Here is a 13340-nt window from a genome sequence, read left to right as displayed (position 1 = left end):
GGTCGCCCCACGGGGCGGCCCTCTCCGTCTTTTTCCTCGTGCCCGATGCTCAGAACACCTGTCGGAGGTTCGTCTTCGCGAGGTCGATGAGTTCGTCGCCGCGACCGGACATCACGGTCCGGAGGGCGTACAGCGTGAAGCCCTTCACCTGCTCAGCCGTGATGCTCGGAGGCATCGAGAGCTCTTGACGGGCCGTGACGACATCCAGGACGGCCGGGCCGTCATGCGCGAGGAACTCCTCCACGACGCTCTCGAGCTCCGAGCTCTTCTCGACGCGGAAGCCGCGGATGCCGAGGGCGTTCGCGACGGCGGCGAAGTCGGGATTGGCGAGGTCCGTTCCGAAGTTCACGAAGCCCGCCGCCTTCATCTCGACCTCGACGAAGGCCAGGGACGAGTTGTCGTACACCACGACCTTCACCGGCAACCGGTTCTGCGTGAGGGTGATGAGCTCTCCCATGAGCATGGCGAGGCCACCGTCGCCGGAGAGCGCGATCACCTGGCGCCCCGGGTGGGCCGCCTGGACGCCGATGGCGTGGGGCAGCGCATTCGCCATCGTCCCGTGCGAGAACGAACCGATGAGCCGGCGCTGCCCGTTCATCGTGAGATAGCGCGATGCCCAGATGACCGGAGAACCCACGTCGGGGATGAACACGGCGTCCTCCGACGCGTGGCGGTCGAGGAGGCGGGTGAGGAACTGCGGGTGCACGGGCGCACGATCCGATCCGGGTTCAGCGAGGTCGTCGAGCTTCGCCCGCGTCTTCCGGTAGTGATCGACAGCGTCGTCGAGATGCGCGCGATTCGTGGCGCGATCGAGGAGGGGGAGAAGCGCCTCGATCGTCGGGCGGACGGATCCGACGAGACCGAGATCGACGGTCGTGCGCCGCCCGAGGTTCTCGCCGCGCACGTCCACCTGGATGACGGTCGCGTGCTCGGGGAAGAACTGCGGATAGGGGAAGTCGGTGCCGAGCATGAGGAGCGTGTCGCACGATTCCATGGCACGGTAACCGGAGGCGAAGCCGAGGAGTCCGGTCATGCCCACGTCGTAGGGATTGTCGTATTCGACGAACTCCTTGCCGCGGAGCGCGTGCACGATCGGGGCGCCCAACCGATCGGCGAGGGCGACGAGCTCGTCGTGCGCCCCCTGCACCCCCGCGCCGGCGAGAATCGTGATCTTCTGGCTCCCGTTGAGCAGACCGGCCGCGTCGTCGAGCTCACGAGGGGACGGGACGATCACCGGCTCGGCCGCGTGGATGACCGGCACGCTCGTATCGGTGGCGGACGAGAGCAGCACGTCTCCCGGCACGACGACCACGGCGACGCCACGCTTCTCGACCGCCGCGCGCATCGCGATGGCCAGGACACGCGGTAGCTGCTCGGGGACCGCAGCGTATTCGACGTAGACACTGCACTCGCGGAAGAGTTCCTGCGGGTGCGTCTCCTGGAAGTACGTCGTCCCGATCTCGGAGCTCGGGATGTGGGCGGCGATGGCCACCACGGGTACCCGCGAACGGTTGGCGTCGTACAGCCCGTTGATGAGGTGGAGATTACCCGGCCCGCAGCTGCCGGCGCACACGGCGAGCTCGCCCGTCGTGTGCGCTTCGGCCGCGGCCGCAAGCGCCGCGGCCTCTTCGTGTCTCACGTGCACCCAGTCGATCGAGCCGTTCGTCCGGAGTGCGTCCGTGAAGCCGTTGAGCGAGTCGCCCGGCAATCCGTACACGCGGTTCACGCCGCTCGCCTCGAGGATCGCGACCATGTTCTCGGCCACCGTCGTCATCTCGTCCCTCTTCCCGCGGACCGTCGAGAGGGGGTCGGTCCGCTCTCATCGACCCTACGCGCGGCCCGCGCCGCGGAGGACGCCTTGCGGCATCCGTCCAGGAGGGCGACAACGTGTCGGCGCAGTCGAGGTCAGCGCAGTCGAGGTCAGCGCAGTTCCGTCAGGGCACGGTCGAGGGTGGAGACGAAGACGTCGGCACTCGCCTCGGAGAAGCACAGCGGAGGTTTCACCTTGAGCACGTTCCCGCGGTCTCCGGTCGGCTGGACGATGACGCCGAGGTCGAGCATGCGGTCGCAGATGAGGCGGGTCTCCTCGGTCGCCGGTTCGAGGGTGTCGTGATCCCGGACGAGTTCGACGCCGAGGTAGAGGCCCTGTCCATGGACGGTGCCGACGAGCGGATGCCGCTCCGCGAGCGCGACGAGCGCATCCCGGAGGCGGCCTCCCGTGCGAAGCGCGTTGCCCTGGAGGTCTTCGTCCCGCAGGACGTCGAGCACCGTGACGCCGATCCGCGAGCTGAGAGTGCTTCCGCCGGAGGACGAGAAGACGGTGCCCTGGTCCGCGAGCGCTGCCACGATGTCGCTGCGCGTGATCACCGCGCCGAGAGGGTGGCCGTTCCCCATCGCCTTCGCCACCGTGACGATGTCGGGTACGACTCCGTGGTCCTCGAAGCCCCAGAACACGGAGCCCTGGCGACCGTAGCCCACCTGCACCTCGTCGGAGATCGTCACACCCCCGCCAGCACGCACCGCCTCGGTGACCGCGGCGAGGTATCCAGGAGGCACGGCGATCCCCCCGGCATTCCCGTTTCGCGGTTCGGCGATGAACGTCCCGATCGGCGTCCCGGCAGCTCGCAGCGCGTCGAATCGTTCGCGGGCGTCGTCGGCGTAGGCCGTGCCCGCGTCGTCCCCCCGGTGCACGCCGCGATACGCGTTCGGGGCATCGAGCACGTGGACCCACGGCGGACGGGTCTCAGCGGCGCGCGGGTTGTCCGATGTCGACGTCGAGACGGCATCGGCCGCGAGCGACCAGCCATGGTAGCTCTCGGCGACACACGCCACATCGGGACGTCCGGAGAAGGCACGGGCGAGCCGCAGGGCGAGGTCGACGGCCTCGGTGCCGCTGTTGACCAGCAGGACGGTGTCGAACGAGTCGGGAAGGGTGGCGAGCAGGCGCTCGCTCAGCTCGGCGACGGATGCGTAGTGGAACCGCGAGTTGGTGTTCAGGAGACGCCATTGGCGTTCGGCGGTCCGAGCGACCGCGGGGTGCCCGTGTCCCAGCACGGTGACGTTGTTCACCATGTCGAGGTAGTGGCGCCCGTCCACATCGATGAGGTGCTCGCGCCACCCGCGCTCGATCCGCGGAGGTTCCGCGTAGTAATGACCCTGGATGGGGGAGTAGGAGCGCGAACGACGTGAGAGGAGATCGGTGGACGGAGCCGCTGTCGGACGTGCGACGGCTCCGCCGAAGAGATAGGGCGTGGGATCGGCGTAGCGTGATCGGAGGGCGTCGAACCGTGCTCGTGTCGTGACGAGGTCGTGTTCGTCCTGTGCGACGTCCGGCCGCGTCGCCCACACCGTCGACCGGTTCCCGACCGACCCGAGCGGATCTCCGACGCGCAGTCGCGAGCCGGCGGGCGCCGCATCGTCGAGGTGGTCGATGACGAGGGCGACGTCGGCGCCCGCGAGGACGATCCGGCCGGAGGGCGTCCGCTCGATCACACCGTCGAGGGGTGCGGAAACGAGGACGGGGGATTCGGGGAACAGTTCGACGCCGAGAGCAACGTTGGCGGGCGGTGCGGGGCTGTGGAGGGCGGAGCGCGTGAGCCGGGCCTCGCCGAAACGCGTGATCGAGACGCCGGTTCCGGGGCGAACCGCGTCCGCCGCCTCGGCTTCGCGTCTCTCCGGATCCTCCGTGAGCCAGTCGCCGTCCCGCAGGATGTCGGACGACCAGGAGAGGTCGACGGGAGCCGTCTGGACGGCGGGGAACGCGTGCGCATCGGTCGATGGGTCGAAAGCTGTCGTCGGACGCCCGAGAGCGAGACGGACGGCGCGTTCGGCGACGTCGAGGGGCAGGGACGCCGCCGTGGCGAAGATGCTCCACTCCCGGTCGAGCGCTTCCGACGCGTAGTCGTTCGTCGGGTCGATAGCCACCTGCTGCAGTCCGCTCACGACGAGGACGGCTCCGCGCAGGATCACGAGGGGCCAGAGTGCGGTGATCTCCGCGTCGTCGAGGGGGACCCGGCGGTCGAACGCCGCGATAAGGGGGAGCGCCGTGAACGGATCGTTTGGCTCACGGTGCAGCACAGCCGTGCACGCGACCGCGAGCTCGGCCACACGCCAACTCGTCATGGCGTCGCCGAAGTCGATGATGCCCGCCAGATCGTGCACACCGCGGGAGGCACGTGTCACGACATTGTCGTCCGTGAGGTCACCGTGGACGGTCTGCAGTCGCAGGTCGTCACGAACGGGCCCGACTGCCTCACCGACCGCTTCCAGGGCCGCCGCGACCCGCTGACGCCGCCCGTCATCCGGGACATGGTGCAGAAGAGCCCTGACGACGTCCTCACCCTGGCGGAGATCCCACTGGAGGTCACGTTCCAGGCCCGGATGCTCGACGTCGGCGAGCACGACGACGGTGCGGCCTGCCAGATCGCCGAGAGCAGCCGCATCGGCGGGGGAGAGGACGGCGCGGTCGATGAGAGGGTCGCCCTCGACGAAGCTGAGCAGCCTGACGTGATGGGGCTCCCCACCGATCTCGCGCACCGCGATGTCGTCCCCGTCGATCGAGGCGATGGGGACGGGGACATCGATCCCCGCGGCGTCGAGGTGCCTCATCACCGCGTTCTGGGCCTCGACCTCCGCGCGGGAGAAGGCACGATTGCTCACCTTGAGGAGGACGCGGCCGTCTCCGGTCGACACGAGGATGTTGCGGTCCTGCTGGCTGCCCAATTCCCGAACGGTTCCCGTGACGGCGAACAGGTCGCGAGCGAGGCGTTCGGCTTCGGCGAGGTCGATGTCGGGCCGGGGAAGCCCCTCGTCGGTCGTCACGTCGCGCCGTCGGCCGTCAGCGTCCGAGCGCGGCGATGACGTCCGCGTGGAGGGCCCCGTTCGTGGCGACGGAGCTGCGAGCGGAGATCGAATCGGTCCCATCGACGGACGTGAATCGTCCGCCGGCCTCCTCGACGATCACGGCGAACGGTGCGATGTCCCATTCCTTCACATCGAACTCCGCGACCACGTCCACGAGTCCCTCCGCGAGGAGGCCGTACGACCAGGCGTCCCCGTAGGCGCGGTCCCGCCAGACCGCGCGCGTGAGGTCCACGAGACGGTCCAGGTAGCCCGCCTCGTCCCACTGCTGGATGCTCTGGAAGCTCAGCGACGCGTCGGCGAGCGACTCGACGCCCGAGACGCGAAGACGCCGCGGCTCGACGTCGCCGTCGTGCAGCCACGCGCCGAAACCGCGCGACGCCCACCAGCGCTTGCGGAACGCCGGAGCGCTCGCCACGCCCACGACAGGGCGTCCGTCGACAGCCAGGGCGATGAGGGTCGCCCAGTTCGGCACCCCGCGGAGGAAGTTCGCGGTGCCATCGATCGGGTCGATGATCCACTGCCGCTCCGTCGAACCGCCGGTTCCGAACTCCTCTCCGAGGATCCCGTCCTCCGGGCGCTCTGCGGCGAGGACGTCGCGGATGGCCGTCTCGACGGCGAGGTCCGCATCCGTCACGGGAGTGCGGTCGGGCTTCGACGTGACCGACAGATCGGCCGAGCGGAAGCGCTCCAGAGCGATGGAATCGGCGATGTCCGCGAGGCGGAGGGCGAGATCGAGATCGGCCGACAGGGCACGACCGTCGAGAGGAGCGTTTCCGGGGGCAGAAGTCACGCTCCCACGATAGGGCGTCCGTGTCGGCCGGTGAGAGGGAATTCGCGGCTCGGATCCTTTCGCATCGACCGGCTTCCGAGAGCGACGCCGTCGATTGGCGCCGACCGCGGATCGGATGCTAGTGTTGTCCCTCGGTTCGGGTCATCCGAATCACGCACCTCTAGCTCAATCGGCAGAGCAACTGACTCTTAATCAGTGGGTTCTCGGTTCAAGTCCGAGGGGGTGCACGAAAAGCCCTGTACCTCTCGCCAGGTATGGGGCTTTTTGCTGTCTGTTTTGCTTGGCCACTCGGAATCGTGGGATGCGGTTCACGTCCGAGGGGGTGCACGAAAAGCCCTGTACCTCTCGCCAGGTATGGGGCTTTTTGCTGTCTGTTTTGCTTGGCCACTCGGAATCGTGGGATGCGGTTCACGTCCGAGGGGGTGCACGAAAAGCCCTGTACCTCTCGCCAGGTATGGGGCTTTTTGCTGTCTGTTTTGCTTGGCCACTCGGAATCGTGGGATGCGGTCCACGTCCGAGGGGGCGCACGAAAAGCCCTGTACCTCTCGCCAGGTATGGGGCTTTTTGCTGTCTTGGGTGTGTCGGTCGGTCGGGATCGTGGGGGGCGTTTCACGTCCGAGGGGGCCGTCTAGGAGAACGACACCGTGCCATCGTCGGCGACGAGCCAGCCCGGGTTGTGGGCGATCTCCCACAGGACGCCGTTCGGGTCGCGGACGATCGCGTGGAAGACGCCCCCGAACGCACCGGGCTCCGGCGGTACGACGACGTTGCCGCCCGCGCCGGTGAAGCGGTCGACGAGATCCACGACGGCCTCTGGACTGTCGACGTTGTGCGCGAGCGTCACGCCGGTCGCGGCGACAGGGCCGGCGCCCCGGACATCCTGCGAGAAGCTCTTCGCGTCGAACAGTCCGAGGACGAGTCCCGGCGCGATCTGGAAGAAGAGGATCTCGCCGGGCACATCGAGCAGGGGGTGCCATTCCAGCCCGTTCACATAGAACCGACGCGCCGCGTCGAGGTCGGGTGTGGAGAGGGTGACGAAATGAACGTCCTGGCGCATGACGGCCGATGATAGGCGCTCATCGCTCAAGAAGCGAGGCTCCGGCCCGAATCCGGTTCCCCGCAGGTGGCGTGGGTAACGTCACGAACGCACACTCGGAAATCGCTAAGGAGTTCAGCATGCCCCAGGTCATCGAAACCATCGACGTCGACGTTCCCGTCTCCGTCGCCTACAACCAGTGGACCCTCTTCGAGGAGTTCCCGAAGTTCCTCGACGAGGTCGAGTCCATCCAGCAGGTCACCGACACGCTGACGGTCTGGAAGGTGAAGGTCGGCGGCTTCGAGCGCGAGTTCGAGGCGAACATCACCGAACAGCACGCGGACGAGCGCGTCGCCTGGAACAGCACAGGCGGTGACACCGACCACGCCGGCGTCGTCACGTTCCACAAGCTCGGAGACGCTCAGACGCGCGTCACCGTCCAGATCGACTGGGAGCCGTCAGGGCTGCTTGAGAAGCTCGGATCCACGCTCGGCGCCGACAACCACGCCGTCAAGAAGGACCTCAAGAACTTCAAGGAGTTCATCGAGTCCCGCGGAGTGGAAGAAGGCGGCTGGCGCGGAGACGTCCAGGCCTGACCTTCTCGCGCCCGTTCCGCCGTCCTCCGATCGGTGTCGACCACTCGACACCGGTCGGAGGATTTCGTCTGCGGGGAGGGGTGACCGGGGCGGGAAGCAGCAGCATGCGGGCTAGGCTTGCTCGGTGATCTCCCGCCGCGACGCAGCCATCCAGCTCGACATCCCGCTCGAGATGGCCGCGAAGCACGGCATCCCCAAGCAGGTGGCCCCCGACGTGCTGGCCGCGCTCGAAGCAGAGCCGCCCGCGTGGCTCGTCCAATCGCGGTTGAACCGCACGGGCAAGCCTGTGTGGGCCGAGCTGCGCTGTGTGGTCTGCCGCTTCGCCGAGGTGGAACGGCCGAAGAAGTGGTGGCCGTCGTGGACGTTCCTCGCCTGCGACGATCACGATGCCGACGAGCTGCCCGTCGTGCCGGATGGGGCGCACCGGGACGCGACGTACGGTGTCGGATCCCGCTTCGTCGCCTACGTGGATTCGGTTCCCGCGTAGTCCGCCGCCTCAGCGCGGGGGAAGCCGTACCAGTTCGACCGGCCCGATGGTGCCGTCGTCCATCGTCAGCGTCATGAACGTCGCGTGGGGCTGCCGACGCCGATCCGTCGGCGAACCCGGGTTCACGAGCCGCAGTCCCGAGGGTGCTGTCGTGTCCCACGGGATGTGGCTGTGTCCGAAGACGAGCAGATCCGTGTCGGGAAAGGCCTCGTCCATGCGTCGTTCGCGCCCCGTGGCCGCACCCGTCTCGTGGACGACCGAGATGCGGATCCGCTCGATCTCCGCCGTGGCGACCTCGGGCAGTCGCCGCCGGAGCTCGCCGTGGTCGTTATTGCCATAGACGCCGATCAGCCGCGACGATCTCTGCTCGAGAAGGTCGAGCGTTGCGGTGTCGACCCAGTCGCCCGCGTGGATCACCACGTCGGCCTCGTCGACGGCGCGGAGCAGCGGATCGGGAAGGACCTTCGCCCGCTTCGGCAGATGGGTGTCGGCGATGAGGACGACCGCGGTGCTCACGGCGTCGCAGGCCGAGCGGACGAGACGCGGCTCACGCGCCGGAGACGACCCGGAGCGGAACGGTGTGCGGCTCCGGCGACACGATGCGGGGATCGACGGTGTCGGGATCGTGACGGGTCGGGTCGGCCCAGACCGCGACAGCGGTGTGCTCGGCGCGCGGTGACAGGACGGTCCGTTCGTGGGCGCCCGGCAGGTGGGATGCAACCGGAACGACGCCGGCACCGACGATGGCCTGCGTGATCGCGAGCGACAGCGACCGGCTCGCCAGCTGCGAGAAGATCGCGTCGGTGTCGGCCGCGCTGCGGAGAACGAGCGAATAGCGGCCGTCGGGACCGAGAGCGTCTGCGACGCGTCGGTTCACGAGATCGTAGACGTCATCCGGTGTGAGCGACGACGGCTCAGAGGAGGAGACGCCTCGAGAGGAGGCGCTCGTGGACTTCGGTGTGGCCGGGCGGTCCGTGGAGACTTTCGCGCGGCGACGGCGACCGAACATGGATCGTCCCCCGTTCAGAGCTGACTTGCGGTCATCTTCTCCCGGGGGACGGTCTTTCGGGCGTTGACACGCCGATGAGGCCTACTTGCGGCCGTCGGAGAGCTTCTTGGCCTTCTTCTCGGCGGGCGAATCGTTCGCCTCGTCGGCGACCGAACCGATCGCGAGGGCGAGTGTCGCGATCCACGAGATCCAGATGAAGACGAGTCGCCAATCGCGCGGGCCCTTCCGGGTCGCCTGCAGCGTCTGGAACCCTCCGAACACCGCGCCGATGATGGCTGAATTCATGATGTATTTACGCATGGGGCGTCCTTTCGCTCGAGCGCAACGCTAGCGGATCGACCGGGGCGACCGCGGGGTTTGCGCACCACGAGCGCCTCCGCTAGGAAGCCGCTACCACAGGAGACCACCGCTCGGGGCAGTCGAGGGCGCGCTGATAGCCTGGATACCGTCCGGCGCGGAAGGGAACCATCATCGCCACCCACACTTCAACCGACGACCGAGACGACGCCGTGGAGCTCGAGGACGAGAGCTACGACTTCGTCGTCGTCGCGAACAGGCTCCCCGTCGACAGCGTCACAGAGGCCGACGGGACGAAGGGATGGAAGCTCTCGCCAGGCGGTCTCGTGACGGCGCTCGAGCCGGTGATGCGTTCAGCTGACGGCGCATGGATCGGCTGGCCAGGGGCCGCGGACACCCACGTCGACCCCTTCGAGCACGACGGCATCACGATGGTGCCCGTCTCCCTCGATCAGACCGAGGTGGAGCGCTACTACGAGGGCTTCTCGAACGACACTCTGTGGCCTCTCTATCACGACGTGATCGCTCAGCCGAGCTACCACCGCGAGTGGTGGGACTCCTATGTCTCCGTCAACCGCCGGTTCGCCGATCGTGCAGCGTCGCTCGCGTCGCACGGCGCCATCGTGTGGGTCCACGACTACCAGCTGCAGCTCGTTCCCGGGATGCTGCGGGAGAAGCGTCCCGATCTCACGATCGGCTTCTTCAACCACATCCCGTTCCCGGCGTACGGCCTGTACTCGCAGCTCCCGTGGCGTCGCCAGATCCTCACAGGACTCCTCGGAGCCGACGTCATCGGGTTCCAGCGCACTGCGGACGCCGGCAACTTCGCTCGTGCCGTGCGTCGGCTCTTCGGGTACGAGACGCGCGGGTCGTCCATCCGCGTCCCGCTTGAGGACGGCGCGGAGAGGCGTTCGAGGCACTCCCGCACCGTCGTGGCCCGGGCGTTCCCGATCTCGATCGATTCCGCGTCCTTCGCCGATCTCGCGGCCCGCCCGGATGTCGTGGAACGTGCTCGGCAGATCCGCGAGGACCTCGGCAACCCGAAGACGATCCTCTTCGGCGTCGACCGGCTCGACTATACGAAGGGCATCCGGCACCGCCTGAAGGCATACGCCGAACTGCTCCAGGACGGCCGGCTCGACGCATCGGAGACCACACTCATCCAGGTCGCGAGCCCATCCCGAGAACGTGTCGCCGCGTACATGGAGTTGCGCGACGAGATCGAGATGACCGTCGGACGCATCAACGGCGACTACGGATCCATCGGGTCCGCGCCGGTGCACTACCTCCACCACGGATATCCGCGGGAGGAGATGGTCGCCCTCTACCTCGCGTCCGACGTCATGCTCGTCACGGCGTTGCGCGATGGGATGAATCTGGTGGCGAAGGAATACGTGGCGTCGAGGATCGACGGGGACGGTGTCCTCATCCTCAGCGAGTTCGCCGGGGCCTCAGACGACCTCCGCCAGGCGCTGCTCATCAATCCGCATGACATCCAGGGTGTCAAGGAGGCCATCGTGACGGCCGTCGAGATGGAGCCGCGCGATCGGAAGCGGCGTATGCGCGCGCTCCGTCGCAAGGTCATCGAGAACGACGTCGCGAAGTGGTCTGCGACATTCCTCGAGGAACTGAGACGCGCGTCCCACGCCGGCACCGCGGCAGACACTCCGGAGCACGAGACGACGGATCCCCAGGAGACGAACGCGTGAGCGCCATCGAACGACCCCTCGACCTCGCACTCCAGCGTCTCGCCGAGACGGACGTGCTCCTCGTCGCCCTCGACTTCGACGGCAACATCTCCGTCCACGTCGACGACCCGGAGGCCGCAGGCCCGCTGCCGGAGGCGGCCGAAGCCGTCGAGGCTCTCTCAGCGCTCGACTCCACGTCGGTGGCCCTCGTCTCTGGACGGGCGATCGATTCCCTCGTGGAGGTCTCCGGAGCCGGTGACCACATCCTGCTCGCCGGGTCCCACGGCGGCGAGTACCGGATGGAGGTGGGCGCCCCTCCGCTCTCCCTCAGTGAGAAGGAGCTGGACGACGTCGAGCGACTCGGCGCGATCCTGCACGAGGTGTCCTCCCGTCACCCCGGCACGGCTGTCGAGTCGAAGCCGGCGGGACACGCCCTGCACCTGCGGAACGCGGACGACGAGGTCGCCCTCGACGCGCAGCACGACGTCCGGCGTCGCGTCCTGGCTGAGCTCCCCGGTGTCACGGCACGGCCGGGTAAGGACGTCGAGGAGTTCTCGGTGCTCGCGGCGACCAAGGGCGACGCGATCGAGAGGATCCGCGCTCACGTCGGGGCGACGGCCACCTACTACTCGGGCGACGACCTCACCGACGAGGACGCGTTCCGTGCGCTCCACGACGGGGACGTCGGTGTGAAGGTCGGCCCGGGGGACACTCTCGCTCCCTTCCGCGTACCGGCCCCCGTGGACGTCGCCGTGATCCTCACCCGTCTGGCCGAGTTGCGCGCAACGCACGTCCGCTCGCGCTGACGGGCCTCGACGGCCTCGACGGAGGCCGCGTCGGTGGACGTGAGGGCATCCGTCGCGTTCTAGACTCGTAACATGCCAGACATCGATGTGAAACCGCGGTCGCGCGCGGTCACCGACGGGATCGAAGCGACGACGAGCCGGGGAATGCTCCGTGCCGTCGGCATGGGGGATGAGGACTGGGACAAGCCCCAGATCGGTATCGCGAGCTCGTGGAACGAGATCACGCCGTGCAACCTCTCGCTCGACCGTCTTGCTCAGGGCGCCAAGGAAGGCGTGCACTCCGGCGGGGGATACCCGCTCCAGTTCGGCACCATCTCCGTCTCCGACGGGATCTCGATGGGGCATGAGGGCATGCACTTCTCTCTCGTGTCCCGCGAGGTCATCGCCGACTCGGTCGAGACCGTCGTGATGGCCGAGCGCCTCGACGGAACCGTCCTGCTCGCAGGCTGCGACAAGTCGTTGCCCGGCATGCTGATGGCCGCCGCCCGTCTCGACCTCGCCTCCGTCTTCCTCTACGCGGGTTCCGTCGCTCCCGGATGGGTCAAGCTCACGGACGGCACCGAGAAGGAGGTCACGATCATCGACTCCTTCGAGGCCGTCGGTGCGTGCAAGGCCGGGAACATGAGCGAAGAGGACCTCAAGCGCATCGAGTGCGCGATCGTGCCGGGCGAAGGCGCGTGCGGCGGGATGTACACCGCCAACACCATGGCCTCCGTCGCGGAGGCTCTCGGAATGAGCCTTCCCGGTTCCGCGTCGCCGCCCTCGGCCGACCGCCGTCGCGACTACTTCGCGCACCGCTCGGGCGAGGCCGTCGTCAACATGCTCAAGAAGGGCATCACGGCGCGCCAGATCCTCACGCGCGAGGCGTTCGAGAACGCGATCGCCGTGGCCATGGCCTTCGGCGGATCGACGAACGTCGTCCTGCACCTTCTCGCGATCGCCCGTGAGGCCGAGGTCGAGCTCACGCTCGACGACTTCAACCGCATCGGCGACAAGGTCCCGCACATCGGCGACCTGAAGCCGTTCGGGAAGTACGTCATGAACGACGTCGATCGGCACGGCGGAGTCCCCGTGGTCATGAAGGCGCTCCTCGACGCCGGTCTGCTGCACGGCGACTGCCTCACGGTGACCGGCAAGACCGTCGCTGAGAACCTGGCAGAGATCGCGCCGGAGCCGCTCGACGGCAAGGTGCTGCGCACGCTCGACGACCCGATCCACGCCACCGGCGGACTCACCATCCTCAGGGGATCGTTCGCCCCCGAGGGCGCCGTCGTCAAGACGGCCGGCTTCGACGCGCAGGTGTTCGAGGGTCCGGCCAGGGTCTTCGAGCGGGAGCGTGCCGCGATGGACGCACTCACCGAGGGGAAGATCGCGGCGGGGGATGTCGTCGTCATCCGCTACGAGGGGCCGAAGGGAGGCCCGGGAATGCGCGAGATGCTCGCCATCACGGCGGCCATCAAGGGCGCTGGGCTCGGCAAAGATGTATTACTATTGACAGACGGACGATTCTCAGGCGGCACAACCGGCCTGTGCATCGGCCACATAGCACCCGAAGCGGTGGACGCAGGTCCCATCGCCTTCGTGCGCGATGGTGATCTGATACGGGTCGATATCGCTGCTCGCTCTCTCGACCTACTTGTCGACGACGCTGAGCTGGCTGCCCGCCGAGAAGGCTGGGCCCCACTTCCTCCCCGCTACACCCGCGGTGTCCTCGCGAAGTACTCCAAGCTCGTGCACTCCGCAGCGGAGGGCGCGATCACGGGGTAGT

At 68.0% G+C, this 13340-nt stretch carries 12 protein-coding genes and 1 tRNA gene; 6 read left to right on the top strand and 7 right to left on the bottom strand.

Going from position 1 to position 13340, the window contains the following annotated elements:
* Positions 1 to 49: 49 nt before the first annotated feature.
* The 3 genes from poxB to CLV49_RS17385 form a co-directional block, all read right to left on the bottom strand.
* On the bottom strand, positions 50 to 1774 hold the full coding sequence (gene poxB, locus CLV49_RS17395; protein WP_106564668.1) for a ubiquinone-dependent pyruvate dehydrogenase: 1725 nt from the start codon (positions 1772 to 1774) through the stop codon (positions 50 to 52).
* Between the two features lie 146 nt (positions 1775 to 1920).
* Positions 1921 to 4821, bottom strand: a complete 2901-nt coding sequence (locus CLV49_RS17390; RefSeq protein ID WP_243696512.1) for an aminotransferase — start codon at positions 4819 to 4821, stop codon at positions 1921 to 1923.
* Between the two features lie 16 nt (positions 4822 to 4837).
* Positions 4838 to 5653, bottom strand: a complete 816-nt coding sequence (locus CLV49_RS17385) for an inositol monophosphatase family protein (RefSeq protein ID WP_106564666.1) — start codon at positions 5651 to 5653, stop codon at positions 4838 to 4840.
* A gap of 154 nt (positions 5654 to 5807) precedes the next feature.
* Here CLV49_RS17385 and CLV49_RS17380 point away from each other — a divergent pair.
* Positions 5808 to 5880: transfer RNA gene (locus CLV49_RS17380), tRNA-Lys, on the top strand.
* Positions 5881 to 6281: 401 nt separating this feature from the next.
* Here the strand turns inward: CLV49_RS17380 and CLV49_RS17375 are convergent.
* Positions 6282 to 6710 carry a VOC family protein gene (locus CLV49_RS17375; RefSeq protein WP_106564665.1) on the bottom strand — a complete coding sequence of 143 codons (429 nt, stop codon included), beginning with the start codon at positions 6708 to 6710 and terminating at the stop codon, positions 6282 to 6284.
* A 119-nt stretch (positions 6711 to 6829) separates the two neighbouring features.
* On the opposite strand from CLV49_RS17375, the gene CLV49_RS17370 reads away from it, so the two are divergent.
* Together CLV49_RS17370 and CLV49_RS17365 are read left to right on the top strand one after the other, a co-directional pair.
* The gene (locus CLV49_RS17370; RefSeq protein WP_106564664.1) at positions 6830 to 7285 is read left to right on the top strand and encodes an SRPBCC family protein; all 456 of its coding nucleotides are present in this window, start codon (positions 6830 to 6832) and stop codon (positions 7283 to 7285) included.
* A gap of 124 nt (positions 7286 to 7409) precedes the next feature.
* Positions 7410 to 7772: a hypothetical protein gene (locus CLV49_RS17365; RefSeq protein WP_106564663.1), complete on the top strand. Its 363-nt coding sequence runs from the start codon at positions 7410 to 7412 to the stop codon at positions 7770 to 7772.
* Between the two features lie 9 nt (positions 7773 to 7781).
* Here the strand turns inward: CLV49_RS17365 and CLV49_RS17360 are convergent, their stop codons facing one another.
* From CLV49_RS17360 to CLV49_RS17350, 3 genes are all read right to left on the bottom strand, one after another.
* Entirely contained in the window at positions 7782 to 8288 is a 507-nt protein-coding gene (locus CLV49_RS17360; protein WP_208019757.1) for a metallophosphoesterase family protein, read from the bottom strand.
* Between the two features lie 31 nt (positions 8289 to 8319).
* Positions 8320 to 8649 carry a hypothetical protein gene (locus CLV49_RS17355; RefSeq protein WP_127054217.1) on the bottom strand — a complete coding sequence of 110 codons (330 nt, stop codon included), beginning with the start codon at positions 8647 to 8649 and terminating at the stop codon, positions 8320 to 8322.
* 213 nt (positions 8650 to 8862) lie between these two features.
* Positions 8863 to 9081 carry a hypothetical protein gene (locus CLV49_RS17350; RefSeq protein ID WP_106564661.1) on the bottom strand — a complete coding sequence of 73 codons (219 nt, stop codon included), beginning with the start codon at positions 9079 to 9081 and terminating at the stop codon, positions 8863 to 8865.
* 209 nt (positions 9082 to 9290) lie between these two features.
* On the opposite strand from CLV49_RS17350, the gene otsA reads away from it, so the two are divergent.
* From otsA to ilvD, 3 genes are all read left to right on the top strand, one after another.
* Positions 9291 to 10787, top strand: a complete 1497-nt coding sequence (otsA, locus tag CLV49_RS17345; RefSeq protein ID WP_106564660.1) for an alpha,alpha-trehalose-phosphate synthase (UDP-forming) — start codon at positions 9291 to 9293, stop codon at positions 10785 to 10787.
* Positions 10784 to 11572, top strand: coding sequence for a trehalose-phosphatase (gene otsB / locus CLV49_RS17340; protein ID WP_208019758.1), 789 nt, complete (start codon positions 10784 to 10786; stop codon positions 11570 to 11572). The genes otsA and otsB overlap by 4 nt, the downstream gene beginning before the upstream one ends.
* Positions 11573 to 11644: 72 nt before the next feature.
* Complete coding sequence (gene ilvD, locus CLV49_RS17335; RefSeq protein WP_106564659.1) at positions 11645 to 13339, top strand: dihydroxy-acid dehydratase; 1695 nt, start codon at positions 11645 to 11647, stop codon at positions 13337 to 13339.
* Position 13340 lies beyond the last annotated feature (1 nt).

It is taken from the genome of Labedella gwakjiensis, from assembly GCF_003014675.1.
In the GTDB taxonomy this organism is placed as follows: domain Bacteria; phylum Actinomycetota; class Actinomycetes; order Actinomycetales; family Microbacteriaceae; genus Labedella; species Labedella gwakjiensis.
Note: the sequence above shows the minus strand (reverse complement) of the source record. Positions and strands in the feature narration are given on the sequence as shown.

What these genes read in the sequence shown, in the direction of transcription:
- poxB (WP_106564668.1), bottom strand. Translation starts at nt 1,774, where the DNA reads ATGACGACGGTGGCCGAGAACATGGTCGCGATCCTCGAGGCGAGCGGC.
- CLV49_RS17375 (WP_106564665.1), bottom strand. Translation starts at nt 6,710, where the DNA reads ATGCGCCAGGACGTTCATTTCGTCACCCTCTCCACACCCGACCTCGAC.
- CLV49_RS17370 (WP_106564664.1), top strand. Translation starts at nt 6,830, where the DNA reads ATGCCCCAGGTCATCGAAACCATCGACGTCGACGTTCCCGTCTCCGTC.
- CLV49_RS17350 (WP_106564661.1), bottom strand. Translation starts at nt 9,081, where the DNA reads ATGCGTAAATACATCATGAATTCAGCCATCATCGGCGCGGTGTTCGGA.
- ilvD (WP_106564659.1), top strand. Translation starts at nt 11,645, where the DNA reads ATGCCAGACATCGATGTGAAACCGCGGTCGCGCGCGGTCACCGACGGG.